Annotated in this window: 25 protein-coding genes and 1 pseudogene; 18 read left to right on the top strand and 8 right to left on the bottom strand. The window is 66.8% G+C overall.

Going from position 1 to position 25189, the window contains the following annotated elements:
* Window positions 1–163 precede the first annotated feature (163 nt).
* The 6 genes from AB0M56_RS24475 (at window position 164) to AB0M56_RS24450 (ending at window position 5314) form a co-directional block, all read left to right on the top strand.
* Window positions 164–1180: a PDR/VanB family oxidoreductase gene (locus AB0M56_RS24475; protein WP_364179861.1), complete on the top strand. Its 1017-nt coding sequence runs from the start codon at window positions 164–166 to the stop codon at window positions 1178–1180.
* 28 nt (window positions 1181–1208) lie between these two features.
* Window positions 1209–2501, top strand: a complete 1293-nt coding sequence (locus tag AB0M56_RS24470; protein ID WP_364179859.1) for a cytochrome P450 — start codon at window positions 1209–1211, stop codon at window positions 2499–2501.
* A gap of 39 nt (window positions 2502–2540) precedes the next feature.
* Window positions 2541–3272 (top strand): MoaF C-terminal domain-containing protein, encoded by a 732-nt coding sequence (locus AB0M56_RS24465; protein ID WP_364179857.1) that lies wholly within the window; start codon window positions 2541–2543, stop codon window positions 3270–3272.
* Window positions 3273–3320: 48 nt separating this feature from the next.
* Entirely contained in the window at window positions 3321–3731 is a 411-nt protein-coding gene (locus AB0M56_RS24460) for a cupin domain-containing protein (protein ID WP_220246780.1), read from the top strand.
* Window positions 3732–3768: 37 nt separating this feature from the next.
* Window positions 3769–4680, top strand: coding sequence for an alpha/beta hydrolase (locus AB0M56_RS24455; RefSeq protein ID WP_364179855.1), 912 nt, complete (start codon window positions 3769–3771; stop codon window positions 4678–4680).
* Window positions 4681–4792: 112 nt separating this feature from the next.
* Window positions 4793–5314: a DUF5134 domain-containing protein gene (locus AB0M56_RS24450; RefSeq protein ID WP_364179853.1), complete on the top strand. Its 522-nt coding sequence runs from the start codon at window positions 4793–4795 to the stop codon at window positions 5312–5314.
* 21 nt (window positions 5315–5335) lie between these two features.
* Here AB0M56_RS24450 and AB0M56_RS24445 read toward each other — a convergent pair whose 3' ends face one another.
* On the bottom strand, window positions 5336–6748 hold the full coding sequence (locus AB0M56_RS24445; RefSeq protein ID WP_364179851.1) for an MFS transporter: 1413 nt from the start codon (window positions 6746–6748) through the stop codon (window positions 5336–5338).
* A 472-nt stretch (window positions 6749–7220) separates the two neighbouring features.
* Here AB0M56_RS24445 and AB0M56_RS24440 point away from each other — a divergent pair, with 472 nt between their 5' ends.
* Entirely contained in the window at window positions 7221–8048 is an 828-nt protein-coding gene (locus AB0M56_RS24440) for an alpha/beta hydrolase (RefSeq protein ID WP_364179849.1), read from the top strand.
* A gap of 315 nt (window positions 8049–8363) precedes the next feature.
* Here AB0M56_RS24440 and AB0M56_RS24435 read toward each other — a convergent pair whose 3' ends face one another.
* Both AB0M56_RS24435 and AB0M56_RS24430 read right to left on the bottom strand, forming a co-directional pair.
* On the bottom strand, window positions 8364–8993 hold the full coding sequence (locus tag AB0M56_RS24435) for an Lrp/AsnC family transcriptional regulator (protein ID WP_364179847.1): 630 nt from the start codon (window positions 8991–8993) through the stop codon (window positions 8364–8366).
* A 355-nt stretch (window positions 8994–9348) separates the two neighbouring features.
* Window positions 9349–9675, bottom strand: a pseudogene (locus tag AB0M56_RS24430) (Imm1 family immunity protein); the annotation flags it as partial.
* A gap of 315 nt (window positions 9676–9990) precedes the next feature.
* Between AB0M56_RS24430 and AB0M56_RS24425 the strand changes: the two are divergent.
* Window positions 9991–11310, top strand: coding sequence for a hypothetical protein (locus AB0M56_RS24425; RefSeq protein WP_364179845.1), 1320 nt, complete (start codon window positions 9991–9993; stop codon window positions 11308–11310).
* 251 nt (window positions 11311–11561) lie between these two features.
* Window positions 11562–12227 (top strand): hypothetical protein, encoded by a 666-nt coding sequence (locus AB0M56_RS24420; protein ID WP_364179843.1) that lies wholly within the window; start codon window positions 11562–11564, stop codon window positions 12225–12227.
* Between the two features lie 197 nt (window positions 12228–12424).
* On the opposite strand, the gene AB0M56_RS24415 is transcribed toward AB0M56_RS24420, so the two are convergent.
* Complete coding sequence (locus AB0M56_RS24415) at window positions 12425–12586, bottom strand: hypothetical protein (protein WP_364179841.1); 162 nt, start codon at window positions 12584–12586, stop codon at window positions 12425–12427.
* Between AB0M56_RS24415 and AB0M56_RS24410 the strand changes: the two genes are divergently transcribed.
* Window positions 12577–12885 carry a hypothetical protein gene (locus AB0M56_RS24410; RefSeq protein WP_364179839.1) on the top strand — a complete coding sequence of 103 codons (309 nt, stop codon included), beginning with the start codon at window positions 12577–12579 and terminating at the stop codon, window positions 12883–12885. The genes AB0M56_RS24415 and AB0M56_RS24410 overlap by 10 nt on opposite strands.
* Window positions 12886–13093: 208 nt before the next feature.
* Here the strand turns inward: AB0M56_RS24410 and AB0M56_RS24405 are convergent, their stop codons facing one another.
* The 4 genes from AB0M56_RS24405 to AB0M56_RS24390 are packed head-to-tail and all read right to left on the bottom strand — an operon-like array spanning window position 13094 to window position 18254.
* Window positions 13094–14104 carry an NlpC/P60 family protein gene (locus AB0M56_RS24405; RefSeq protein WP_364179837.1) on the bottom strand — a complete coding sequence of 337 codons (1011 nt, stop codon included), beginning with the start codon at window positions 14102–14104 and terminating at the stop codon, window positions 13094–13096.
* A 4-nt stretch (window positions 14105–14108) separates the two neighbouring features.
* The gene (locus AB0M56_RS24400) at window positions 14109–14591 is read right to left on the bottom strand and encodes a poly-gamma-glutamate biosynthesis protein PgsC/CapC (protein WP_364179835.1); all 483 of its coding nucleotides are present in this window, start codon (window positions 14589–14591) and stop codon (window positions 14109–14111) included.
* Window positions 14591–15769 carry a poly-gamma-glutamate synthase PgsB gene (gene pgsB / locus AB0M56_RS24395; protein WP_364179834.1) on the bottom strand — a complete coding sequence of 393 codons (1179 nt, stop codon included), beginning with the start codon at window positions 15767–15769 and terminating at the stop codon, window positions 14591–14593. The genes AB0M56_RS24400 and pgsB overlap by 1 nt, the downstream gene beginning before the upstream one ends.
* A 1-nt stretch (window position 15770) precedes the next feature.
* Entirely contained in the window at window positions 15771–18254 is a 2484-nt protein-coding gene (locus AB0M56_RS24390; protein ID WP_364179832.1) for a HAMP domain-containing protein, read from the bottom strand.
* Between the two features lie 291 nt (window positions 18255–18545).
* Here AB0M56_RS24390 and AB0M56_RS24385 point away from each other — a divergent pair, with 291 nt between their 5' ends.
* The 8 genes from AB0M56_RS24385 to AB0M56_RS24350 all read left to right on the top strand — a co-directional run bounded on the left by AB0M56_RS24385 (window position 18546) and on the right by AB0M56_RS24350 (window position 25142).
* On the top strand, window positions 18546–19352 hold the full coding sequence (locus tag AB0M56_RS24385; RefSeq protein WP_364179831.1) for a hypothetical protein: 807 nt from the start codon (window positions 18546–18548) through the stop codon (window positions 19350–19352).
* A 369-nt stretch (window positions 19353–19721) separates the two neighbouring features.
* Window positions 19722–19868 carry a hypothetical protein gene (locus tag AB0M56_RS24380; RefSeq protein WP_364179830.1) on the top strand — a complete coding sequence of 49 codons (147 nt, stop codon included), beginning with the start codon at window positions 19722–19724 and terminating at the stop codon, window positions 19866–19868.
* A 40-nt stretch (window positions 19869–19908) separates the two neighbouring features.
* On the top strand, window positions 19909–20049 hold the full coding sequence (locus AB0M56_RS24375) for a hypothetical protein (RefSeq protein ID WP_364179828.1): 141 nt from the start codon (window positions 19909–19911) through the stop codon (window positions 20047–20049).
* Between the two features lie 1096 nt (window positions 20050–21145).
* Window positions 21146–21616: a hypothetical protein gene (locus AB0M56_RS24370; RefSeq protein WP_364179826.1), complete on the top strand. Its 471-nt coding sequence runs from the start codon at window positions 21146–21148 to the stop codon at window positions 21614–21616.
* Window positions 21616–22047 (top strand): hypothetical protein, encoded by a 432-nt coding sequence (locus tag AB0M56_RS24365; protein WP_364179824.1) that lies wholly within the window; start codon window positions 21616–21618, stop codon window positions 22045–22047. The genes AB0M56_RS24370 and AB0M56_RS24365 overlap by 1 nt, the downstream gene beginning before the upstream one ends.
* 512 nt (window positions 22048–22559) lie before the next feature.
* On the top strand, window positions 22560–22850 hold the full coding sequence (locus AB0M56_RS24360) for a transposase (RefSeq protein ID WP_364179822.1): 291 nt from the start codon (window positions 22560–22562) through the stop codon (window positions 22848–22850).
* Between the two features lie 58 nt (window positions 22851–22908).
* The gene (locus tag AB0M56_RS24355; protein WP_364179820.1) at window positions 22909–23742 is read left to right on the top strand and encodes an IS3 family transposase; all 834 of its coding nucleotides are present in this window, start codon (window positions 22909–22911) and stop codon (window positions 23740–23742) included.
* Window positions 23743–23849: 107 nt separating this feature from the next.
* A complete protein-coding gene (locus AB0M56_RS24350) occupies window positions 23850–25142 on the top strand; it encodes an IS256 family transposase (RefSeq protein ID WP_364179818.1) in 1293 nt (430 codons plus the stop codon).
* Window positions 25143–25189 lie beyond the last annotated feature (47 nt).

Below are 25189 nucleotides of genomic sequence, written 5' to 3'. Positions count from 1 at the left end.
ACTTCCGTACCGCCTCCCGTGATCTCCCCCATGTGCGTGGTCCCACAGTGACGGAGATTACAAGGGCTGCCAGTCAGCGACGCACGAACCGGCCGAGTCGCCGGCGTGCGGTGGTGCAACGAAGCACGCGTCGGGGCACCCGGCGAAATCCGAAGGAGTCCCCATGGCATCGCAGTTCGAGGCCGGACACTCCGGTCGACAGCCCCGGTGGGCGGACCCCGAGAACCAGGCGCACGACGACCTCGTGATGGAAGTCAAGGCGAAAACGCCGATCACCGACACCATCACGCAGCTGACCCTCGTTCCCGCCGACGGGCGTGACCTCCCCGCGTGGACGCCGGGGGCGCACATCGACCTCGTCCTCGGACCGGACCTGGTCCGGCAGTACTCCCTGTGCGGTAAGCCGAGCGACCTTCGCTCCTGGCAGGTGAGCGTGCTGTACCAACCGGACGGCCGAGGCGGTTCCGCACGCGTCCACCGGGAAGTGCGCGAAGGCGAAAGCCTCACCGTTCGGGGCCCGCGCAACAACTTCCGCCTCGTCGAAGCGCCCGGGTACCTGTTCATCGCCGGCGGAATCGGGATCACCCCGATCCTGCCGATGATCGAGTCGGTCGATCGGGCGGGCGCCGAATGGTCCTTGGTCTACGGTGGCCGCAGCCGGGGCAACATGGCGTTCGCCGACGACCTGAAACAGGCTCACCGCGACGGCGTGGCCCTGGTTCCGGAGGACACCCACGGCCGTATCGATCTCGCGGGCATCCTCGCCGGAGTCTTTCCGGGTACCGCGGTTTACGTGTGCGGCCCGGAGGGTCTGCTGTGCGCGGTGGAGGCGATGGCCGCGGACTTCGGCATCGCCGGCCAGATCCACCTGGAGCGGTTCACTCCCAAGACCCAGCTCGAAGAGACCGTCCTCGACAACTTCGAAGTCGAATTCGTGCGAACCGGGATCACCGTTTCGGTCGGGCCGGACGATTCGATTCTCGGCGTCGCGCGGGCGGCCGGCATTCCCGCACCGTTCTCCTGTTCGGAAGGCACGTGCGGGACCTGCGAAACGAACATCGTGTCGGGCCGCGCGGACCACCGCGACTCGGTTCTCAGCCCTGAGGAGCAGGAAGAGAACAGCACCTTGATGATCTGCATCAGCCGAGCCGCGTGTCCGAAGATCCGGCTCGATCTCTGATCGCACAACGAAGAGAGGAAGGCTGCCCATGGACAGCGCTGTCAGCAGCAACGAACCGGCGACCGGATGCCCGGTCGCTCACACCGCCGCGGGTTTCTCGTTCTTCGACCGTGAATACCAGGAGAATCCCGGAGCCTCGCTGGCTTGGGCCCGAGAGAGCCAGCCGGTGTTCTACAACGACGACTCGGACTACTGGGTCGTCGCGCGACACGAAGACGTCAAATCGGTTTTCAGTCAGTTCAACAAGTTCTCCGCGGCCATCACGCTGACGCCGGTCACGCCGCCTTCGGAGGCGGCGGGTGCGCAACTCGAGAAATACGAGTTCGCGCCCTGCCCCGTTCTCGCGGATTCCGACCCGCCGATGCACCGGCAGTACCGCCGGCTGAACGCTCCGGCGTTCATGCCCGATCGGATCGACCCCCTTGCTCCCTACATCCGGCAGACGACGAACGACTACATCGACCGCTTCGTCGAGCGCGGCCACGCCGATCTCATCGCCGACATGCTCTGGGACATCCCGTGCCTGGTTGCGTTGCAGTTCCTGGGGATTCCCGAAGAAGACGTCGACACCGTGCGCAGGCTGGCCACGTCGATGACGGAGTTCGTCTGGGGACGGCCGAGTCCCGAGGAGCAGGTGCGGGCCGCCGACGGCTTGGGCCAGTTCTGGGCGATGGGTGAGCGCGTGATCGGGAAGCTCAAGGAGCTCGACGACCCGCCCGGCTGGCTGGGTCACGCGATCAAGATGCAGCGCGAACACCCGGACGTCATCTCCGACACCTGGCTGCAGACGAACGTCATGGGCGGCGCGATGGCCGCCCACGAAACCACGACGAACGCCACCGCGAACGCGGTCGTGACGCTGCTGCGGAACCGCGACCAGTGGGATCGCCTGTGCGCTCAGCCGTCGCTGATCCCCGGCGCGGTCGAGGAGTGCTTGCGGCTCAACCCTTCGGTCGCTGCCTGGCGCCGGATCGCGAAGGAAGACGTGCTCGTCGGCGACGTGACGATTCCCGCCGGAGCGAAGATCCTCATGGTGATCGCGTCGGCGAACCAGGACGACGCGGTGTTCGACGAGCCCGAGCGGTTCGACATCGACCGGGACGCCAAGGCGCACATCGCGTTCGGCGCCGGCACGCACATGTGCCTTGGCAACCACCTCGCGCGGCTCGAGATGGTCATCTACCTCGAAGAGCTGACGCGGCGCCTGCCGCACATGACTCTCGACCACCAGGAGTTCCGCTACGTCCCCAACACGTCGTTCCGGGGCCCGGAATCGCTGCACGTGAGCTGGGACGTCGAAAAGAACCCCGTCCTCACCTGACCGGTGTCTGCGGTCCGACGACGAACGGAGAAAGCACTGATGACCAGAGATTCCACTGTGGCCGGCCGCGAGATCGTGTTCACGAACTCGCACGGCAGCCGCGTGTCGCACAGGTTCGGCGCGACGATCGTCGACTGGAGCTACGAGCCCGGACCCGGCGACCCGCACCCGGTGGTGTCCGGGCGGGACGACTACGAGGCCTTCGACATCGCGGAAGGGTTGGTGTACACGCAGTTTCACCACAGTCGGGACGTTCCCAACGCGGCTGTGAGCCTCGTCCTCGACTTCGAACACGGACGCAGCCTGGCCGTCGTGAGCACGATCGGGGATCCGGCGGAGGACCGGACCAGGGTGCAGCACACCTTCCTGCCGGGCCGCATCGAGGGACTGGCGACGAGCGGAACCGAACCGGCACCCACGGCCGCGCTCCTGGGCCGGCGAGTGCGGTGGACCTACGGCGACGGAAGCCGCTACGAGCACGTCCACCACGAACCGAGTTCGTACTCGTGGCGCTGCCTGGCCGGCCCTGCGGCCGGGCGCGCCGGCACCGACGAGTGCACGACTTATGAACTACGGCCCGAAATCTACGTCTTCGCCGCGCGGGAAACGGCGGCCCCATCCGCCTCGGTCACCATTGCCGATCACCGCGACCTCGCGGCGCTGCGTTCGTACGGAGCCGTCTTCGGTCTGGACCGGACCGGCGAACGGCCGACGCAATCCACCTTCGGCGCAGTCGGCGAATTGCTGGGCCACACCGCGACCACCGCCTGAAACCGGACGGAGCGCACCTCGCGCTCGTCCTCTACGAAAGGAAAAGCCATGCTGGCCAAGGGAAACGTCAAGGTCACCGATCTCCTCCACGCCACTCCGCCCGCGATTCCGGAGGGTTCGCACGCGATGACGCAGCTCGTCGAACTCCCGCCGGCCGACCCGGGCCTCGCGCCGCACCGCCACTCCGGACCGGTGTTCGGTTACGTGACGGAAGGCAAGATCTTCTTCGAGCTGGAAGGTGAGGAGCCCCGGGAAATCGTTGCGGGCGAGGCGTTCTGGGAGCCCGGCGGTGACGTCGTGCACTATCAGGTCGCGAACCCGGACCCGGACTCCTGGGCGCGGTTCGTCGCCGTGTGCATCTGCGCTCCCGGCGTGGAGATGATCACGATGCTGGAGCCGGAGGAGATCGTGGCTCGCGATCACCTGCGCCACCCGAGCGCCCGGCAGCACCAGGGCTGACCGTCGCCGCGACCGGATCGAAACGAGACGAGGATTCATGTCAGTACTGTCGCGACGGCCGGTGGCCGACATCGTCGCCCGCAGGTTCGCCGCCAAGATCAACTCGGCGATCCACCCCGCCGGCGAACCTCGGTTCCCTGAAATCACTGTCCGCACCACCGACATCAGCGTCGAAACTCGCCACGGTCCGGTCGCCGCGACGCTGTACTTCCCGCCGTCCCCGGCCGGCGTCCCCGGCGTGTACGTCAACGCCCACGGCGGCGGCTTCGTCGTGGGGCACCGGCAACAGGACGACGCCTGGTGCCGTTTTCTGGCCGCGCACGCTGGTGTCGTCGTGCTCAACACCGACTACGCACTGGCTCCGAAGACACGTTTTCCCACGCCTGTCGAACAGTTCTACGACGTGGTCAGCTGGGCCTCGGAACCGGAGCGAGACTGGGACGGCACCCGCCTGTGCGTCGGCGGCCAGAGCGCGGGCGGCAACCTGTCCGCGGCCGTGTCGCGGATGGCGCTGGAGAACGGCGGCCCCGCCATCTCGCTGCAGATCCTGCACTACCCACCGCTCGACATCGTGACCCCGCCCTCGCGGAAACCGACCCCGCTGGGCTCGAAAGCGGTGCTTCAGCCCTGGCTCTGCGAGGTCTTCGACACCGCCTACGTGCCCGACCGCGCCCTTCGCCGCCACCGCTTCGTCTCCCCGGCCTGGGGAGCCAACGCCGAAGGCCTCACGGGCATCGCGTCGGCCCTGGTCATCACCGCGGAGTACGACCGGCTGCGCAACGAAGCCAGGCAGTACGCGGACAAGCTCGAGGTCGCCGGCTCGCTTGCCGAGTACGTCGAGGTGTCCGATGTGGACCACGGTTACGACATCATGACGGACGACACGAAGACGATCCGCCGGATGTACGAGCTGATCACCGCTCATGTCACTCGTGCGCTGTCCCGATGATCCACGATCTTGTTCTTCGGTGGGTCGTCACCGCGCTCTTCGCCATCTGCGTGGCTGAGCGCGTGCACGGAATCGTCGTCGTTCGCCTCTCTCTGCAGGGCGCGGACATTCCTTGCACGCGCTCATGGCTTTCGCGATGGCCCTGATGGCGTGGACGCACGGTGACGACCTCCCGACAACAGTTCCCTTGCTGGTCTTCCTGTCGGCGGCTGTCTGGTTCGTCGCCGGCGCTGTGCGGACCGCGGAACATCGCCGGGCCAACGCCTATCACGCTCTGATGATGCTCGCGATGGCCTGGATGTACGCGGTGATGACCGACGGCCTGCCACCGGCTCCGGTCGAGGTCGCCGGTATTGGTGGTCAGCACGGTCCTCCGATGCCCGGCATGCGCATGTCCGGCATGCACATGCCCATTGTGGACACGACACCTGACACCGCCGGCACATCCCCTTTGATCACCGGACTCAACTGGCTGCTGACCATCGGCTCCGCCGTCGCCGGCGCCTGGTGGATCTCGGAGCTCCTCGCGCGCCGCCACGCCAAGCCGCCGGCCTCGGGCCGCGCCCAGCTCGCCATCGCCACCCAGGCACTGATGGCGGCCGGCATGGCCATTATGTTCGCCGCGATGATGTAGCCGCCGGTCCGCCGAGAACGGCTACGACTCCTGTGCGGAGCTGTTCTTCCGCTCGGGCACCGCGGACATCCGTGGCCGGGCGCCCAGCGCGATGGTGACGATGGCGCCGGCGACCATGCAGGCGCCGACGACCCACAGACCCGTGCGCTGGGTGCCGGTCAGGTCGCGCAGCCAGCCGGTGATGTACGGCGCCGCGAAGCCGGAAATGTTGCCCAGGGAGTTGATCAGCGCGATCCCTCCCGCCGCGGCAGCTCCGGCGAGGAAGTTCGAGGGCAGCGTCCAGAACGTCGGCAGCGCGCAGCACACGCCGACGGCGCAGATTGTTACGGCGACCATGGCGGCGTAGGGGTTGCCGAGGTACAGCGCGATCGGGATGGCGGCCCCGCCGACCAGCATGGGCAGCGCCACGTGCCACTTGCGCTCGCCGGTGCGGTCGCCGTGGCGCGCCCAGAACACCATCACCAGGGCGCCGATCACGTACGGGATCGCGTTTACCAACCCGGACTGGACCACGCTCAGCTTCGTGCCGAACTCCGCGCCGAACCCGGCGATGATCGTCGGCAGGAAGAAGCCGAGTGCGTACAACCCGTAGGCGATGGCGAAGTACACGAACGCCAGCGCGAGGATCCGAGGGTGGGTGAGCGCCTTCTTCAGCGGCCAGTGGTGCTCGGCAATGGTCGCCTTCCGTTCCGTTTCGAGTTCGGTGATGAGCCACTGCCGCTCGTCCGCGTTGAGCCACTTCGCCTTTTCCGGCTTGTCGGTGAGCCAGAACCACGTCGCGAAGGCCAGCAGGATCGCCGGAATGCCCTCGACCAGGAACATGAACCGCCAGCCGTCCAGGCCGAACAGCCCGTGACCGCCCACGATCAGAAGGCTCGACACCGTGGATCCGATGGCGGAGGAAACCGGCACGGCGACCATGAACAGCGCCACGGCCTTCGCCCGCTGCGCGGCCGGGAACCAATAGGTCAGGTACAGGATGATGCCGGGGAAGAAGCCCGCCTCGGCCACGCCGAGCAGGAACCGCAGGACGATCAGCGTGGTCGCGTTGGGCACGAACGGCAGCACCGTCGCGAGGACACCCCAGGTGATCATGATCCGGGCCAGCCAGCGCCGGGCGCCGAACCGGTGCAACGCGAGGTTGCTCGGCACTTCGAGGATGAGGTAACCGAGGAAGAAGATGCCGGATACGAAGCCGAACGCCGTGGACGTCAAGCCGAGGGCTTTGTTCATCCCGTTCGGACCGGCGAAACCGATGTTCACCCGGTCCAGGTAGTTCACGAAGTACACCCGCCCCGACACCGGGCAGGTGGTAGTGACGCGGCCGTCGAGCCAGGGGTTTCGCCGGCTCGATGTCCGCTTCCGCGGCGGCGCAGGAATCGTCGGACAGCTGGGATGCCGTTCCGTGCCGTCCACGGAGATGGTGTTGGTCATGTTATCCGCTCCTTTAAGCACCTCCTATGACTTCGGAGCATGATTGCAGCGCCGCCTCCTGGAGGCCACTGTGCGTTGGGGCACAACGGGTTCTCCTGAATTTGCACTGTAGTCACTTTCAGTGACTGTCAGTAAAAGTTTTCGTGCCATGTCCGTTTGGTCTGGATTATCTGTAGAAGAAGAGGTTTCCGCAGCATAGAATCGGTCAAATCGGTCAGTGAAGGATCGTTGCGCGACAACTCGCCCGGGCTCTCCCTGACGTGATGTCGGCCACACCGGGATGCCGGCCGGTGGGCAAGGGGCATCAGTGCCATTCTCCGCAAGGATCATGCCAGCCATTCATTTGGTGCAACGTGCGCGAGTAGTTTCGGGAAATGTGTTCGGGCGGATCGGGAGGACGGCGTGCGAAAATCGGCTTCGGAGGTATTCTCCAGCGCGGTCGAATCGCACGGGATCCTCGAGGAGCAAAGAAATGCGCACACGCATCGGACTGACCAAGGTCGCGTCGGCGGCCGCCGTGCTGGTGGGCGCCGCGGTCTTCGCCGCCGCGCAGTCGTCGGCGGCGCCGCGCGAACCGGCGAAGGGCAGCGGCAAACCCAAGCCGACGATCGTGCTGGTGCACGGGGCATTCGCCGACTCGTCGAGCTGGAACGGGACGCTCGAACGGCTGCGGCGGCACGGCTATCCTGTGATCGCGGCGGCCAACCCGCTACGTGGGGTCGCCTCGGACGGGGCGTACGTCAAGGCGCTGGTCGACAGCGTCGACGGCCCGGTGGTGCTGGTCGGGCACTCCTACGGCGGCTCGGTGATCACGGCTGCCGCGGTCGGCGACCCGAAGGTGCAGGCGCTCGTCTACATCGCAGGCTTCATTCCGGAGCAGGGCGAGTCCGCGGCTGCGCTGTCGGCGAAGTTCCCGGGCAGCACACTCGGGGACACGCTCCGGGAGGTGGCACTGCCGGGCGGGCAAACCGACCTGTACGTGAAGCAGGACCTGTTCCCGCAGCAGTTTGCCGCCGACGTCCCGCTGTCACAGGCGAGGCTGATGGCCGTCACGCAGCGCCCGATCACGGCCGAGGCGCTCAATGAGCCTTCCGGCGCGGCCGGGTGGCAGGGGATTCCCACGTGGAGCCTGATCCCGACGGGGGACAAGAACATCCCGCCTGCCGCCCAGGAGTGGATGGCCGAGCGCGCTCGCGCTCACACCGTCGTGGTCCCCGGGGCCTCGCACGCGGTGCTGGTCTCGCTGCCGGACAAGGTCGCGGACATCATCGTGAGCGCCGCCGATGCCATCGCCGGCTGACAGCCGCCCACAGTCACCCCGGACGAGGAAGTGCCTCCGTCCGGGGTGAGTGTGCTCGGTCCGGGACGACGCGCATGGGTGGTTTCGATCGAATCTCTGGCGAGTAAGTATTTAGATCCTGTCGTCTTGTGATGCGGTTCCGGTGGCTCAAAAATTGATCCACCTTCTTGCGGCGGTGGCGGCAAACGCCCTTGGTGACGTCAGGGAATTCGAGGCGTTTGAATATCAATTCCTCGGCAGTGTGCAGCGTACCTATTTCGTCCTTCGATCCGGGACCCGACGAGTGGACGCCGGATCAGATGGCGGAACAAGGGATTACTGGGCAGGCTGCGGCGAGTCCGTGTCCAGCCGGCCGTCGGGGCGCAGCAGCCAGCCCGCGCGTTTGCGCGTCCGCAGGGTCACCGAGCTGTCGATGAGAGCGCCGGGAGGCAACAGGTCCTCGAGCACGCCCTGAAGCTGCATCAGGTCGGTGAGTCCTGCCGTCCAGGCGAAGACGACGAAGTTCGCGGGCCCGGTCATCGACATGCACATCCGCACGCGCGGCTCGGCTCGCATCCTGGCGACCACGGACAGCAGGAGCGGCTTCGGCACGCGGCACCACCAGATGACGCTCACCGGCCACCGGGTGTGCAGCTGTGACAGTTCGCACCGCATCGCCAGCGCGCCTGCCTTGAGCAGCCGCCCCAGCTGCCGCCGCACTGTCGACGCCGGAAGGCCGACCTGGTCGGCGATGTCGATCGCCGTCGCTCTGCCGTCTTTGCTCAGGGCGGACATCAGCGGGGCGTAGGTGGGCGTGGTGATGTCGACGGGCTCGCCTCGCCGGATGGGGGCGGCGGCCTTGGCTGCCTTCTCGACGGCAGCCTGTTGACCGGAGTCGAGCGCGTCGAGCCGCCACTGCCTGCCTTCGAGGTGCATCTCGGTGCCGAGGTGGGTCCTCGTCGACATCACGCCCGGGATCCGGGACAGCTCGTCGGCTGTCGTTCGACCTAAACGGCCGCGCCGGGCGGGACGTGTCGATCCGGCGGGTCTGCCAGGTGCACACAAGCGAGCCGGACGAGTTCGCTGACATCCACCGGTGCCTGCTGCCGCAAGAACACACCGGCGGGCACAGCTTCACCTTCGAAGTCGGGGACCTGTCCGCGCGGTGGCGGCCGCTTCTACCCGAGCGACGGCCGCAACGCGCTCCGCGACGCCTACGAGCAGGCCCTCGACGTGTGCCAGCACCTGCGGCAGGCGCTCGCCAAAGGCTCGCCGGTGGAACACGTCTACACGGTCGCGCTGCTGACCGCCTGTCCAGCGAAACCTCCGCGTTGCTCGGCACCTCGCGCTCGTGCAGCTGGTAGTCAAAGGCCACTGGCGTCCGCGAGGTCGCGCCTGACGCACTGATCACGCTCTTGTCATCCTTCGCCATGGAGAACACGAACCCGACGTGCTTCGTGCGCATACCGAACTGGAGGATCGACTTGTGGTCCTCGCTATCCCAGGACAGCTCGGCGATCACGCCCACCTCAGCCTCGGTGGCCTCGGTCAACATCAGATCCAGCACGGCAGCAACCTGAGCCGGCTCGGCCAGCTCGAACGGCCCTCCCAGGGCCGGGGCGTCGTAATAGTCCTTCGCCACGGCCATTTGGCGCCTCCCTTGTGAATCTTCTTGAAGCCATTCGCCCCGTAGACAGCGAGCTTGCGCCCCTCCGTCAACACGATGCCCAACAGGCCGTCACAGCTACTCCGTAGTCGCGGGTACGTCGCCGGACGAGCAACGACGTTTGGACCGCAATCGAGCTGCGTAAAAGACTTATCCGAAGAGCATTACGAGGTCGACGACCGCGGTGCCGGTAGTCGCCCCGAAGTCGATCTCATCGGGTCGATGCAGGTCCACTGCCGCCGGGTCGGCGGCCACGTTTGGCAGGTCGCCTCGGGTTCGTCTTACCGACGGCGAGCGGTGACCCTCATCACCCGGAAGCGGCGTAACGCTGTTCTTGATCGACTCGACGGATCATGGCTGAGTCAAATCCCAAGGGGGGCAACGTTGACGGACGTCGCGGACAGACCTGTGCCGAACACGGAGGGACGGGCGCTCGCCGCGCCTCCTCCTGGTTCGGCCGATCTCCTCTCCGGACCCCGATCTCGCGTGCGTGCGTTGCCGTGGGCGCAGTCGGGTTACGTGCGCGCGGCGGGGCTGTTCCTCGCGGTCCGGCTGTTCAGCGTGGGCGTGCTGGCCATCATGGCCGCGCACAGCAACCGGCCGCTGCTTGACCGGCTGCGGTCGTGGGACGGCTGGTGGTATCTGCACATCGCCGAGGCCAACTACACCGGCGTCCCCCACCCGGTGGACATCAGCGGCCACCCGTTTCCTGAAGCACCGTACGGGTTTTTTCCGCTGTACCCGGCGTTCACCGAGCTGGTCGGCCAGCTGCCCGGTATCTCCCTGACTGCGGCCGGCCTGATCGTGTCGACGGTCGCCGGCATCGCTGCCGCTTGCGGGCTGTATCGGATCGGCCGGTTGGTGAGCGGGTCGCGCGTCGGGTTGTTGCTGGCCGTGCTGTGGGCGGGTGCGCCGATGGCGATCACCGAGAGCATGGTCATGACGGAGTCGCTGTTTACCGCGCTGGCGGTGTGGGCGCTCGTCGGCGTGCTCGAGCGGAATTGGTTCCTTACTGCCGGCGCGACGGTGTTCGCTGGACTCACCAGGTCTACGGCATCCGTGCTGATCGCTGTCGTGGTCGTGGCGGCGGTGATCGACGCGTGGCGCGGCCGTCGCCGCTGGCTGGCCCTCACATGCGCCGTGGTCGCGCCGCTCGGCCTGCTCGGGTACTGGGGCATGGTCGCCGTACGCACAGGCAGCCTGACCGGGTGGGCGGACGTCGAGCGCCGCGGGTGGAACGTACGTCCCGACCCCGGCATCGACACCTGGCGGTGGGTGTCGCGGTCTCTGTTCAGCGCAGGCAGCGCGTGGGAAACGCTTGTCGTGCTGGTGACGCTGGCCGCGGTCGGCCTGACGGTGATTGTGGTTGCCGGCCGGCGCGTGCCGTGGCAGCTGGCCGCGTATGCGGTCGGCGTTGTCGTGCTGGTCGTGTGCACTGCCGGGTTGCCGGCGCTCAAGACCCGGTTTCTGTTGCCCGATTTCGCGTTGCTGCTGCCGATTGCGGCCGGACTCGCACACCGTCGCACGGCCACGATGGTGACGGTCGCCGCAGTGTTCGTGCTCGTCGGCGCCTGGTACTCAGCGTACGGGCTCACAATCTGGAAATACGCGATCTAGCAGGCCTTCGCCCATACACCCCTGAACGGCGGCCCGACCGCCATCGATTCATCGGGCCTACGGCATGTCTGCGGCTGGAATGCGGCGACGCCAGCGCGGGCACGGTCAGCACCGGAAGTCAAGGCGGCCGCGAGATGCACTGTCTTGCACAAATCTAGAGTGTCGGGACTGTCGTACCCGGTGACTAGTGTTGCCGCCCGAGGGAGCGGGGGATAACCGTGAGCAGCGATATCGACAGACTTGTGGCGGCCGTGTCCGCCGAGTTGACCATTGAACCGCGCGGTGTCCGGTGGACGCACCTGCCGCTGTGCGTGCTCGACGCGGTCTTCTCGATCAACGCGCGATACAGCGGCGTCCTGCGCGTGTGCCGCGCCTACGCCGATCATGACGCGTTGGTAGACCCAATGCTGCCGGCGGCGGCCGCAGACACGGTGCTCGGCACCGACCGTGAACACCCGGTGGAGGCCTTGGCAGATCTCGGACGCCAGCTCGGCGCCGAGCGGGTCGCCGGCGAGGTTCTCCGCAACCGCGGCCGCACCAGCCCCCGAGGCGGCATCCTCAAGGCCGCGGCCGCGATCCGCTACTCGGAGGTCCTGACCAACGCTGGCGTGCAACGCATCGGCGATGTCGCGGAGCTGCTCGCCGATTCCGATCGACTGGCGGAAACCGAGTTGCAGCTAGCGAAGTTGCCCGGCCACGGTGCCGGCGCGCGGCTTTCCTACCTGTGGATGCTCGCCGGAGACGACAACCACGTGAAACCCGACCGAATGGTGCTGCGCTGGCTGCAGCGGCACCTAGACCGACCGGTGACCGTGCCGGAGGCCCGGGAACTGCTGGCCGCGCTCGCCGACTGCCTGCGGCGCACCGCGTGGGAAGTGGATCACGCAGTCTGGCGCCGCGAGTCGGGAAGAACGTGACCGGCTAAATTCGACATCGCGCAGCAGTCCGGCGGGCTCGACCGGCACGCGGCCGGTGAGAGGGTCGTGCAGGTTGCTCGTTCGATCTTGTCCTGCCCGTGGTCGACGACGTCGCTGGCTTCACGTTCCGTGCGGTCACCAGTTGAACTCCGGCGTCAGTCTTCCTCGGCGTAGCGCCCGTTAGTCAATCTGCGCGGTCATGCACCGAACAAACGCACTCGTGGTCCAGCCTCGTGCAGAGCGTGGGCGAGGACCGAACGGCGACGCTCGCGAAGCACCTCGATCAGGCGCTGCTGCTCCTCGATGAGCGTGTCGATGCGGGCGGTCTTGCGGGCGAGGTAGTAGAGGTGTGCCCACATGTAATGGTCGTCGGCTGTTCCTCCCCAACAAAATCAACAATGACCCGGCCGCCGCAGAAGCGCGGCTGAGCGATGCCTGTGATCGGCTGAAATCCGATCGGCGGCCGGTCGGCGACGAGTTGTCCAACAGCGAGACCATCGCCCAACTCGAGGCATTGCTCCTGCTCCGCGGCGCCAAAGACACGATCGACAAGGTAAAGAACCGGCTGTGGGACGCCCAGCGGCGACCTCGACGGTCTATGTCGCCAGGTAAGGTCGTCACCGCGTTTCCAGCTCGGTCCGAGGGCAATCGTGTCTAGGCCGGCCGTGCTTGCTCAAGTGCTGTCATCAGGCAATCACTTCGCCGGACGCTTGCCCGCACAACTCGTCGGCGTAACTTCAGCGCCCATCGGTGCGACATACCGACCGCTATTCGAGATGACCGGAGGGGCCGTACATGGCGCACGAGAGCTGGATGCACCGCCGAAGCCGGGTCGTGCGATCGTCGGCCAGGACCGCCAGCGAACGTCACAGCCGCTTGGCGGCGCGGAACGCTTTGGCGTAGGTGCCCGCGCCATCGATCAGGGACACGCCGCCGGCGTCGCCGAACGTCGGCCCGTTCGCGACTTTGCGGCTGGACAGGACGCGCCGGTGCCCGTCGCTGTCGATGCCCAGATAGATGCCTGTGTGCGATACCTGCGATCCGAGCTGTGGCTCCAGGTTGAAGAACAGGATGTCGCCGGGCTGCAGGGCGCTGAAATTCGTGGCCTGCTTCTTCTCGTCGTGGATCACCTCGGTGCCCGGGCCGAGTTCGGAGAGCGCCCACGCGCGCCGGGGCAGGCCCGGTCCCTTCGTGTTCGTGCCGAGTAGTGGATACCCAGAGCGGTAGCCGTAGACCATGCGCACGAACCCAGAGCAGTCCAGCGACCGCGCCCGCATCGGTTCCGCGTGCTCGTGCACGCCGCCGGCAAAGTCCCAGTCGACGCCGAGGTAGTCGTAGAAGTCGGACTTCTCCAGCCGGCCTTCGGCGCTGTCGGGGCCAAAGCTGGCGTCACCGCCCACCCGCAACTTCTTCGACATCTGATCGGCGGCGCCGTCGGTGTATTGCAGTGCGATGGCGAGGACGTCCGCCGAGGTGTCGCCGACGGTCTTGGGTAGCCAGTCGGTGAACCACGTGTTCTTTTCCGCGCCCGCGCTCCACTCCTGCGGGGCCAGGCGGATCCAGGCGGTGGACGTCACCGTGACCTTCGTGAAGCGGGACTCGGTGAAGGTCCGGCTCGGACCGGTGAGCATCACCGTGCGCGACCCGTCGGTGAAAGATGCGAGCTGGGCCCCCGCCGAGTCGCGGACGATCGTCCGGGGCGGATTGTCCAGCCGCTCGTAGGTGTAACCGCCGGTCGCCGCAGCACCGGCCGGGATCGAGGAGGCCGACACCGCCATGATCTCGTTGTCGTCTCGCGTCGCGACGTAGACGGCGGCTGTGCCGGAGATCGCGATGATCACTGCCAGTACGCCGATTCGCAGAGCCTTGCGCATCATCACCTCATACCGTGGGAACCAAGCCGACCAGCACCCCGCTGATCAGGATCGCGTAGCTGGCGAGGCTTACCCCGCCGGTGGCGATGATCGTCGGCATCGGCTTCTGCCGGACGAGCTGGTAGGCCACCAACCCGGGCACAACGAACCCCAGCGTCTGATGGACGAACAGCAGCGGAAAGTCGGCCTGCAGCACGATCAGCAACGTCGTCTGCAACACCACGCCGAGCAGGACCACCGCGGCGAACAACCGCTTGCCGTAGAGGATCACCATCCGCTGCAGGAGCTTGGTGCCGCCGTAGGTCAGCGCGGTCATGAGGACGATGATCGCCGCCCGCCGGTAGTCTTCCACAATCGTGAGCGCGATCCAGCCGGGCGTGATCATGCCGCCGGGAGAAAGGTTCGTGGTGAGGTAGCACACCAGCCAGAACAGCAAGCCGATGGCGAGCCCCACGGTGGCGACCTCAGGGGCGAGGGAGGTGGTCAGCATCAGGCGGTGGGTTCCAGTTTCGCGAGTTCTTCGAGGAGCAATTCCCCCTGGCCGTGGATGTTGCCGATGGCGAGCAACGACGCCTCTACCTCGATGCCACTGACGATGCCGCGCAACAGTTCCCTCGGGGAGCGTGAACCGCCCAGGTCGACCACGCGATCCTGCCACTCGGCGGGGATCGCGACGCGAGCACTGCGCGTGGGCTCACCGATGAGCACCACGCGTTGTGGAGCGATGCGGGGGATGAGCGCGCCCATCTGGCCGTTGCGCTCGATGCGGTCCGGCCGGCAGTTGATGATCACGTGGAGCGGGTCCGAGATCGCGCCCTGGCGGCGTAGCTGATCGATGTTCATCAACGTCGATTCCGGGTCGTTCGCGGCGAAGACGTTGGCGAAACGCAGCAGGCGCCGCCCCGCCCGGTACTGGTGCACCTGCAATACACCCGGGTCCGGCGGCGCCGCCCACATGCCCTCAAGGGCGGAGGTGCGGTTGACCTTCAGCAGGTCGGCCACGGCCAGCGCGATCGCGACGTTCTCCTTGAACGTGATCCAGCTGAAGCCGCGCATTTCCTCGTCGGTGACCGACTCCGGGTCAACGGCGATGAGCTTGCAGTTCCGCTTCGCCGCCTCCTCCTCGAGGATGTGCAGCCGGTCGCGTTCGGCGGTCAGGCAGATCCCGCCGACCGGCATCGAGCGGCTGAGCGAACGGGCGACGTCGTCGAGCGTCGGGCCCATCTCCGCGAGGTGGTCTTCCCGGACGTTGCACAACACGCCGATGGTCGAGCGGATCAGCTTGCTCTGGTTGATCTCCTGCAGGTCCGGCATCACCGCCATGCACTCGATGACCAGCGCATCCGGCCGGTAGGCCGCGGCGCGGCGCACGATGCCGATCTGTTCGACGACGTTGGCGATGCCGAACTTGCGGTAGACCGGTTCCTCGCTGCCGTCCGGGTGGATGAACCGGGCCGCGGTGCCGGTGGTCTTCGCCGTGGTGACGAGCCCGCCGCCTCTCAGAGCGCCCGCGCACAGCCGGGTGATCGACGACTTCCCGCGGATGCCGTTCACGAGCACGCGCGTCGGGATGCTGTGCAGGTGCTTGTAGTGCTGCCGTTGCTCGGAAATTCCGGCGATCAGGATGGCCGCCGACGCCAGCAGCAGCACGAGGTACAGGAACAGCACGTCAGACTCCGGCTTCGTCCAGCCAGCGCAGGTAGTCCCGGCGGGCCTGCTCTTCTGCGGTCAGGGCGGGGGCCGGCGGCGGGTTCTGCGTGCGCGGTTGCGCCGCCGGGATCTGCTGAGGCCGCACCGGCGGTCGCCGCCGCGGACCGGCCGGCTCGCGACGCCGCTCGTCGCGCGGCGGCCCCGATTCGCCCCGGTCCCGGTGTTCGGCCTGCGAGGCCTTGCGAGCCGGAGCCGGTTCCTGCTGCGCGGCCCTCGGCTTGGCGCGCCGCGGGCCGAGCTCGCGGCGGACGCGTTGGAACAGTTCGGTCTTGTCCGTCGCCGCGCCGGCCGGGCGACGGACCTCACCCAGTCGGTCCGCGCCATCGGCAAGTGCTTGCCGGCAGATCTCGACGCACGACGCGATGGTGCCGATTTCGTCGTGGCGCTGCGGGTAGACGACGTCGCCGGTGTCGCCGTCGGCAATCCGGACGGCCGCGTCCCCGACGCGGCGCAGCGGCCGCACGACGATCAGCAGGTGCCAGCCGAACAGCAGCAGCGCGACGACGGCGACGAGCAGTGCCGCCACGCGCGCGCCGTCCCGGACGGTGTTGTCCGCGAGGCCGAGCGACCCGACCGGCTGTTCGGCGACGACAACCCACTTCAACGAGGCGGTGGTGCCGTCGGTCGCCAGGCGCTGTGCCGCGACGAGCGCCGCGGAGGTCGTCTCGCGGGCGTCCTTGCCGGACCGCGCGGCGTCCACGTTCTTGATCAGCGTCGGATCGGTGAGCGGGGCGAAGGCGAGGTAGCCCTCGGTGTCGGCGATGGTGCGCTTGCCCTCGTCGACGACGCGGACGCGGCCGCCCGCGGAGCCGAGCAGCTCGGCCATCCGCGGAACGTCGTACTCGCCGACGAGGGTGTTCGCCGAGCCGGGTAGCGGGGTGAACGCGTAGACAACTGGGACGCGGCCGCTGGTGTTGTGCTGGCGCAGGCCTTCGCCCGCGGGCAGTTTCCCGGGCTCGCGCAACGACTCGCGCCCGGCCTGGAGCACCACGCCGCCCTGCGCATCGGCGACGTAGACACTGCGGAAGCGGCTTTCGCTGTCGGCGAGCTGCCCGAGCATGCCGCGCACCTGATCCGGCTGTTTCCCCGCCGCCAGGCGGGCGAGCGAGCGCAGGTCGGTCAGGCCCTCGACGAGGCTACGGCGCAAATTGTCGGCTGAACGCGCGACTCGGACGCCGTGCTCGCTGAGCAGGGCCGGCGAGACCTCGGCGTGCTGCCGGCCGAGTGTCGCGGCGACGGCGCCTGACCACCCGAGCAAGGCGAGGGAGACCAAGACGAGGACCAACTGGGCCGAGAGGAACGGCTTCACGCTCGCCGCCGGCTTCCGGCGGCGCAGCTTGGCCTGGTAGCACCCGAACGCGGTGGTCACCCGGTTGACCTCGCGGATCCGCGACTGCCGGACCCGCTCGGCGAGCACGCCCGCCGCGATGGCGAGCGCGTCGGTGCGCAGGCGCCGGATCGGTGCGACGACTGCACGGCGCAGCAGCACGAACCCGGCGAGGGCCAGGCCGAGTAGCGCAGCCGCCGGAATCAGGCCAGGCCAGCGGGCCGGCACCGGATCAACCGGCACCCGGCTCAGGGACACCACGGACAGGCCGAGACTCCCGCCGATCTCAGCCGAGGTCACCGGCGCGTAGGAAACGACCGGGGCGACCGGCCGGCCGGGGTCACCGCCGGCGTCGCCGGTGAGCACACCGGACTGACCGGCGGCGGCAGCCGACGCGGCGCGGGTGAGCAGCTCCTGCGCGGCGGTGTCCTGCTTCGGCACCGCGGTACCGAGCGAGTGCAGGACCGTGCCCTCGGTGGTGACCAGACGGACCTGCTGCCGCGCCGACTTGTCCAGATCCCCGGTCGTTTCGCGCAACGCCGCCGAAACGACGAGGAGCCGCCCGGCCCTCGCGCCGCCGAGCGGGAAAGCCGTGAGCACGAGCGGCGCATCACCAGAACGCGCGACCGGGCGGAGGGTGAGCTTGACGACCGCGACCCCGCGCAACGTCTCCACGGGCACCGGCTCACCGTGGGCCGCCAGGACCTTGTTCTTCGCCGGGTCGTACAAGACCGTGCCGCGCCATTCCGGGTAGGTCTCGCCAAGCCGGGTGAGCAGTGCGGCGTCGTCGACGGTGTCGAACACGCCGGAACTGGCGGCGATCTGGAGGTCGTCCGCAACCGAGGCGGCCGAGGTCGCGGCGCTCTGAGCGAGCGCGGTGGTCGCCCGCTGCTGGTCGGCGGCGACCTCTCCGGAAACCGCGCTCGCGGCCTCGTCCGCGTGGAGCAGCGACAGCGGCCCGGCGGTCGAAAGGTAGACGGCGGTGAAGACGGCGACCACCACCAGCAACACGAAGGTGGTCGCCGAGGAGACTCCGACCCCGCGCGGAAAACCCGACTCGGGGATCTGTTCGCGGAGCCGCGCCGCACGGTCGACGGGTCTTCTCGGCCGGTTCACCTGGTCCCTCGAGGCCTTTCACTCACTCGATCCGACAGGATCGCCGGCCCTCCGGCCGTTGATGGAACGTTGCCACCCATTCGGGCTTCATGAACGTATCAACGAAACCGACAGTAGCGTTACAAGGCCTCTACCTTCGGCAAACGGGGGCAAGGCTGGCACATGGAGCGAATCCGTACACTGGATATGGTGATCTGGTCACGTCGAGTGTTACTCAGTGTTGTTGGCGTCGGCCTGGCCTTGGCTCTGGTGCTGACCCTCCTGCTGAGGTCTGGAGCCACGCCGGCGCCCGTGGCGCACGGGCCGGAAGCCGGTCTGGACACGCTCGTCACGGAGTTCACCTCGGCGCTGTCCGCAGACCAGCCCTACCGCCCGCCCATCGCCGCTGAACGGCGGACGGCCGCCGCGGGCCTCACCGCGCTGCTCGATCGCCGAGACACCGGGGACTTTCGGAAACTCGGCTTCTCGGTCGAGGACCGCGTCGACCCGGCGACCGGACGGCCTTACACGATCGCGACGAACGAACCGGGCACCAGACGAGCGTGGGGCATGTACGTGATCGACCGCTCGGCGCCGCCGTCGCTGGTCGTCGAGGTGCCGCACCCAGGGTTCGACTTGCGGACAGAACTGTTCGGGGTGGACCTGTTCCGGCGGGTGCCGGGCGCGGTGCTGCTGGTCGCGGGGGCCCACCGCAAGGCCGATGACAGCCACGCCGACGTCGCCCACGAAGAGGACTCGGTGTTCCACGTCATCGCTGCCTCGCTGGCAGCGCGCGGGCTGACCCAGGTGCAACTGCACGGCTTTCACGACCAGAACCTGCCGTCGACGGACATCGTGCTGTCGTCGGGCGCCGCCACCGCCGGCGGCGCCGCCCACCGCGCCGCCGACCGCTTGATGGTGGCTGGCTTCGCGGTGTGCCGCGGCTGGGCAGACCGGTGCACGGGCCTGGAGGGCGCCACGAACGTCCAGGGAAAGGCAGCCGCCAAGGACGACACGGGTTTCCTGCACGTCGAGATGAGCCGCACCGTCCGCGATTCGCCGCAACGCCAGGCGCAAGTCGTCCAGGCTCTCGTGGACGCTGACCTGGGCAGGCCGTAGCCGGACCCGACAGCCGGCCACATTGCTCGCTGGGGTGCCGTCGCTGTCGGCGATCGCGGTATCGGCTGCATTTCTGAAGCCGTCGGTGCCGATTTCGGGGAGAGTCAGAGCAACGTTGCGGGCGTCGACGTCCCGTGGGGTGCGAGCCGGCGCGCCGGCTTTGGTTAGCAGATCACTGTCTGCATGGTGGGCGACGTGTGACTTCCGGTTGGAGGAATCGGCGCCACTCAGCCATCAGCGATTCGCGTTCACCTTGCGCCGGTTGCCCGACCACCTCGAAGGCGACTCGTGCGGCGAACGCGTCCTGGCCGGCGATGTGCTGGGCATGGCGGATCCACTTGCAGAACCGTCTCCATTCCGCTGGCGAACATGTGTCAACCCCTGCTCGACACCCATGCCGCAGGCCACGACGTCACCGTCCGGATCATCAATCCGAACGACGGCGGCCAATTCGGCGTTGGCTGGGACATTCGCATCGGCGACGGCATCCCACGACCAGAGAAAGCCCGCATATGAACGAAGAAGCCGCCGCACGAACCGACGACGAAGGCCGACCGTGCGCATGATCGCATTATGGTGCGCGTTCGCGGTGGTTGCCTCGCTGACCATCCTCCTCGATTCGTTTACACCCGGCGCGCCACATCTGCCGGTTCCGGTGTTGTTCGTCGCGTTCGTCGGGTCTTTCCGGCAGTTGTGATCACGGTCGGCAAGATCTTTCTCCGCCTATTCGAGGAGCCTTCCGCGATGATGGCTCCACGATTGGCCCGGCTGCTTCCGGCCGCGCTTCGGTGGGGCGCTCCGCTCGTCACCCTGGGCGCAGTCATTTCACTGTTCTGGCCGGCCCGAAGGTGCCCGACGGCGTCCCCGAGGCCACCCCGCCGGCTACATCATGGATACCCGCCACGGCGACTTTTCGATCAGTGCACATGATTACCTCCGTGCGCAGGTGCTGAATCAGAGGTTGTTCGCTGGAATCTCCATCGCGCTGAACACAGCCGCAGGCACCATCGCGTTTGCCCTGCGGCCACAACGCCGTTGAAAAAGCCGAAATGTCGAGGTAGATAGGCTTGTGCAAAAGGTGGTCCAACGGCGGCTAGATTACGACTTTGCGAAGCGACGGGTGACGTGCCTGGGGCCTGCGGTGGACGCTGTGGACCGATTCCGGTCTCCGATTGGACTCCATTGCTCGCAGAGCGCCCAATACGCCGCGACACTGCTTAACACTAACGTCGATGAAAAATGCGGCCTGGCCTGCACAATTTAACCCTGACCGACACTACGCGGCACTCGTTGACACGGCATTCCTGGGGATTAAAAGCCCGCGGGTTTGACCGCAGTGATCTTGAAACAGTCGTCGATTGCAGGGCTTCTACCTGCGGTTTTATCGAAAGTTGCTCGACTCGTCCGGCGAATTGATCTTGAAACATTTTCGATCCAATATCGTTTTGGTTGTGTTCCGTGGCGATCCGGTACAGGGCAGCGAGGCGTTGCCTGGCAGTCGCCACCATGGAGCCCGGTTCGCCGTCGTAAGCCACGATCGCTGTGATGAGTTCGCTGAGGCTTTGGGGCCCCGCACTATCGAACCGCTGGGTCGCTCCTTGCCCGCCCCAGCGGAACCTCCTGCGGCGATCACGCATGGTCGTCAACCTCTCCTGCGGCTCATTCGCACAACAGCAGACCTGGTGATGCCGTCCTCAGGTCCCGCATGCCCTCAATGGTCCACCTCCGTGCTCGGGAGGGGTCCCGCAGAAGCGCCACCTGCAGTTTGACGCCCGGCCCATGGTGGCGTAACCGTGCCGCCGTCCCGTGCGTCATCGAAAATCGCAGGACTTCGTCGCCGGCGAACAAAGATCCAAGAGCGTGAACAGGTCGGCGACGACCACGCAGAGCGTCGGTATCTCGAGTCGCCGTCGAACGAAAAGGCGTCGCGCCTGCGTGGCACATTCCGCGGGAGCGTTCGGCGGCTCTTCGTTCCTTGCGCGGTGATAGGGCCGGGGCGGCGGCACAAGGTCGATGCCGAGGTACTCGATGTGGGCGCGGTGGCGTTCTCGATCGTGGTGCGCGATCGGGTAGCGCAGCCGAAGATGCTGATCGGGTGGGTTATTGAGGTAGTCCGGCCGTGGACAGCCGTCGAGGTGCTGGCAATGTCGATCCAGGTTTTGCCGGTGCTGCACAGCAGGCCGCCGATCAGCTGGCAGGGACCCCTCCCAGCCAATGCTCGTAAGCTCCGGAGGAGCAGCGCAGACGCGGAAAGGCCACCCTGATGACGTTGCGACATGGAGCATCCGCTTCGGCCCTTCTGCTCGCGGCGCTGGCGGCGGCCGGCTGCACCACCTCGACGGATGCACCCTCATCTCGGCCGGCCGCCGCGAGTTCTGCGGAGTCACCGGCTGCGGACGGTACGAACTACTCATCCTGCACCGACGGTGACTGCGAGGTCGCCGTATCCGGCCCAACCGACATCCCGCTCGGCGGCCAGGGCGATGTCGCCACGCTGTCGGTCACCGAGGTCGAGCCGGCTGAGCCCAATCCGTCGATCGCCTACGACGTCATCGACACAGACGGCACCATCGGACACGGATACGTCATCTCGGGCGAGACCTATGGTGTCATCGGTGGCCTTGCTCCCACGGTGAACCTTGAAGTGCTGCGGGCCGTCGGACAGTCGGTCGTACTTAGCATCACCATGTCCTGAACCATTGTGCTCACGACACGTCGGCGAGATCGCGATCCGCTCAGTGGACGGGGCGTCTGTACCGGTTGGCTGGGAAGTCGCCGCAGCGGCTGGATGGCAGTGGGAAGCCGGGTCGCACCGCCTGGGCAGCCGGCGCGGGACGCGACGCACCAGTTCAACGGCACCAGGAGATCTGGCAGACGGGCCCGGTGACCCGGGGTCTGGGAACCCCCGGGCCCGCAGGGCGCGACGCTACGCGCACGCGGTGCTGCGCGGCTAGCACCAGAGGTGCCTCCCGGACGTTCACGTTGCGCCGACGAAGGCCACCGTGTGGGTTGGAAGCGGTGTGTCCGCAGGTGACCCCGCGCTTAAGCGGCGGCCGTGGGACCGCGGGGGTAGGACGTGGTCTGCGGACCATCCTCAAAGAACGCGCGGCCCGACGGCGCGAACATCGGTCTCATCTCGGTGGTCGCCGACTGTGTCCTGAGCTTCCCCCAAGATCGTGGAGGCATGGACTATGAGGATCATGTGTTATGTCCGAGAAGAGGCGGAAGTTCGACCGGGAGTTCGGTGAGGGAGCGGTCCGGATCGTCCGCGAGACCAATAAACCGATCGCTCAGGTAGCTGCCGACCTGGGGATTCATGCGGGAACTCTGGCCAACTGGGTCAAGCAGGACAAGATCAAGCGTGGCGAGGCGGAGGGGCTCAGTGGTGACGAGCGGGCCGAGTTAGCTCGTCTTCGGGCGGAGAACGCCGAGCTGAGGATGGAACGGGATGTCCTCAGGCGATCCGTGGTCCTGTGGGTGAAGGAGGCGACGCGGTGAGCCTGGCCGCGTTCATCGCCGACCAGAGGACCACCCACGACGTGCCGCACGCTGTCGCTTGCCGGGCTCTGACCGTGTCGGCACTTTCTACAAGTGGAACTCTCGTCGACACCAGCAGACGCCGACGCTGGCCGAACAGCGGCGGACGGAGGTCGACGCGGCCGTCGCGGAGGCGTTCGAGGCCTCCCATGGCTTGCATGGCTCACCGCGTATTCACGCTGATTTACGCGCTGCGGGGTGGGTGGTGAGTGAGAAGACGGTGGCGAACTCGATGGCCCGCCAAGGCTTGGTCGTCCGAACGAAGAAGCGGCGGAAGAATCTGACTCGGCCGGACAAGCGGGCGGTGCCGTTCCCGGATCTGGTGAAACGGGACTTCACCGCGCCGGCACCGAACACGAAGTGGGTCGGCGATATGACCGAAATCCCGACCGACGAGGGCAAGCTCTACCTGTCGACGGCGATCGATCTGTTCTCCCGCCGGCTGCTCGGCTACGCCACCAGCGTCCATTCGGACGCTGAACTCGCAGGTGAGACCATCAAAATGGCCGTCGCCGCCCGCGGCGGAAGAGAACGGGTGGCCGGTGTGATCTTCCACTCCGACCGCGGCTCTACCTACACCGCGCACGATTTCACTGTGCTCTGCAACAAGCTCGGTATTCGACAGTCGATGGGCAGGACCGGGTCATGTTTCGACAACGTCGCGGCCGAGTCGTTCTTCTCAACCTTGGAGCACGAAGTGCTATCCCGCCATCATTTCAAAACCCGGAAAGAAGCACAACAGAATATTGTTAAATGGGTCGTCGAATTCTATAATCGACGACGTCGCCACAGTTCCTGTGACATGCAGTCCCCAATCGACTACGAGACCACTGCGGCCAACCGAGCCGCATAGAGGAGCCCTCCACGGTTCGGGGGGAAGCTCAGTCGGGACTGTTCCAAGATCGGTGTTTCTGGCCCGACACGCCGGGCTGAGGTCCGGCGGGATGGGCACTGTGAGTGATGACATGGGACCTTGTGAGTCCACGCAAGGGTGACGGGAAGCCGGCGCAGCTGTCGCCGGAGCAGGCCGCCGCAGCGGCGATGGTGGCCGAGGCCAAGGCACGAGGGCTGGCGTTGACCGGCCCGGACGGTCTGCTGAAGCTCTTCACGAAGAACGTGCTGGAAACGGCGCTGAACGAGGAAATGACCGAGCACCTCGGTCACGAGAAGAACCAGGCGGACCCGGGTCGGGACTCGGTCAATGTGCGGAACGGTGCGAGGCCGAAGACCGTGATCTCGGACGCCGCCGGCGAAGTGCGGATCGAGGTGCCACGGGATCGGGAAAGCACGTTCGAGCCGCAGATTGTGAAGAAGCGGCAGCGTCGGCTGACGGATGTGGATCAGGTCGTGCTGTCGTTGTATGCGAAAGGGATGACCACCGGTGACATCTCCGCGCACTTTAACGAGATTTACGGGGCATCGGTGAGTAAGGAGACGATCTCCCGGATCACTGACAAGGTGATCGCCGAGATGCAGGAATGGGCTAACCGGCCACTCGACGCGATCTACGCCGCCGTGTTCATTGACGCTATCCATGTCAAGATTCGGGACGGGCAGGTCGCCAACCGGCCCGTCTACGCCGCCATCGGCGTGACTGTGGACGGCCACAAGGACGTCCTGGGCTTGTGGATGGGTGTCGGAGGCGAGGGCGCGAAGTTCTGGATGAGCGTCCTGGTCGATTTGAAAAACCGCGGCGTCCAGGACGTGTTCTTCCTCGTCTGCGACGGCCTCAAAGGTCTCCCGGACACCGTCGCCAACGTGTGGCCACAAACCGTCGTTCAAACCTGCATTGTCCACTTGATCCGCAACACGTTCCGCCTGGCCGCAAGGCAGCACTGGGACGAGATCAAGCGCGACATCAAACCGATCTACACGGCACCGAATCCCGGCGCTGCACTCGCCGCACTGGACGAACTCGAGGAGAAATGGAAGGCGAAGTATCGAGCGATGATTCGGCTGTGGCGCAACGCCTGGGAAGAATTCGTACCGTTCCTCGACTACGACGTTGAAATACGCCGCATGATCTGCTCGACGAACGCGATCGAATCACTGAACGCCCGCTACCGGCGGGCGATACGCGCACGTGGGCATTTCCCTACCGAGCAGGCCGCGATGAAGTGTCTATATCTTGTAACCCGGAGCCTGGATCCCACCCGGACCGGCCGCGCCAGGTGGACGATGCGTTGGAAGCCAGTCATCGACGCATTCGCCATCACGTTCGGTGACCGCTGGCCGGGAGCCGAAACCTACTGACCGAACCGCCGGAAACACCGATCACGGGATAGACCCGCTCAGTCCTC

Source organism: Amycolatopsis sp. NPDC051372, from assembly GCF_040682095.1.
In the GTDB taxonomy this organism is placed as follows: domain Bacteria; phylum Actinomycetota; class Actinomycetes; order Mycobacteriales; family Pseudonocardiaceae; genus Amycolatopsis.
This window is presented reverse-complemented; position numbering and strand designations above follow the sequence as displayed.

What these genes read in the sequence shown, in the direction of transcription:
- AB0M56_RS24475 (WP_364179861.1), top strand. Translation starts at nt 164, where the DNA reads ATGGCATCGCAGTTCGAGGCCGGACACTCCGGTCGACAGCCCCGGTGG.
- AB0M56_RS24470 (WP_364179859.1), top strand. Translation starts at nt 1,209, where the DNA reads ATGGACAGCGCTGTCAGCAGCAACGAACCGGCGACCGGATGCCCGGTC.
- AB0M56_RS24465 (WP_364179857.1), top strand. Translation starts at nt 2,541, where the DNA reads ATGACCAGAGATTCCACTGTGGCCGGCCGCGAGATCGTGTTCACGAAC.
- AB0M56_RS24460 (WP_220246780.1), top strand. Translation starts at nt 3,321, where the DNA reads ATGCTGGCCAAGGGAAACGTCAAGGTCACCGATCTCCTCCACGCCACT.
- AB0M56_RS24455 (WP_364179855.1), top strand. Translation starts at nt 3,769, where the DNA reads ATGTCAGTACTGTCGCGACGGCCGGTGGCCGACATCGTCGCCCGCAGG.
- AB0M56_RS24445 (WP_364179851.1), bottom strand. Translation starts at nt 6,748, where the DNA reads ATGACCAACACCATCTCCGTGGACGGCACGGAACGGCATCCCAGCTGT.
- AB0M56_RS24440 (WP_364179849.1), top strand. Translation starts at nt 7,221, where the DNA reads ATGCGCACACGCATCGGACTGACCAAGGTCGCGTCGGCGGCCGCCGTG.
- AB0M56_RS24435 (WP_364179847.1), bottom strand. Translation starts at nt 8,993, where the DNA reads ATGTCGACGAGGACCCACCTCGGCACCGAGATGCACCTCGAAGGCAGG.
- AB0M56_RS24415 (WP_364179841.1), bottom strand. Translation starts at nt 12,586, where the DNA reads ATGTGGGCACACCTCTACTACCTCGCCCGCAAGACCGCCCGCATCGAC.
- AB0M56_RS24405 (WP_364179837.1), bottom strand. Translation starts at nt 14,104, where the DNA reads ATGATGCGCAAGGCTCTGCGAATCGGCGTACTGGCAGTGATCATCGCG.
- AB0M56_RS24400 (WP_364179835.1), bottom strand. Translation starts at nt 14,591, where the DNA reads ATGCTGACCACCTCCCTCGCCCCTGAGGTCGCCACCGTGGGGCTCGCC.
- AB0M56_RS24380 (WP_364179830.1), top strand. Translation starts at nt 19,722, where the DNA reads ATGTGTCAACCCCTGCTCGACACCCATGCCGCAGGCCACGACGTCACC.
- AB0M56_RS24365 (WP_364179824.1), top strand. Translation starts at nt 21,616, where the DNA reads ATGACGTTGCGACATGGAGCATCCGCTTCGGCCCTTCTGCTCGCGGCG.
- AB0M56_RS24360 (WP_364179822.1), top strand. Translation starts at nt 22,560, where the DNA reads ATGTCCGAGAAGAGGCGGAAGTTCGACCGGGAGTTCGGTGAGGGAGCG.
- AB0M56_RS24350 (WP_364179818.1), top strand. Translation starts at nt 23,850, where the DNA reads ATGACATGGGACCTTGTGAGTCCACGCAAGGGTGACGGGAAGCCGGCG.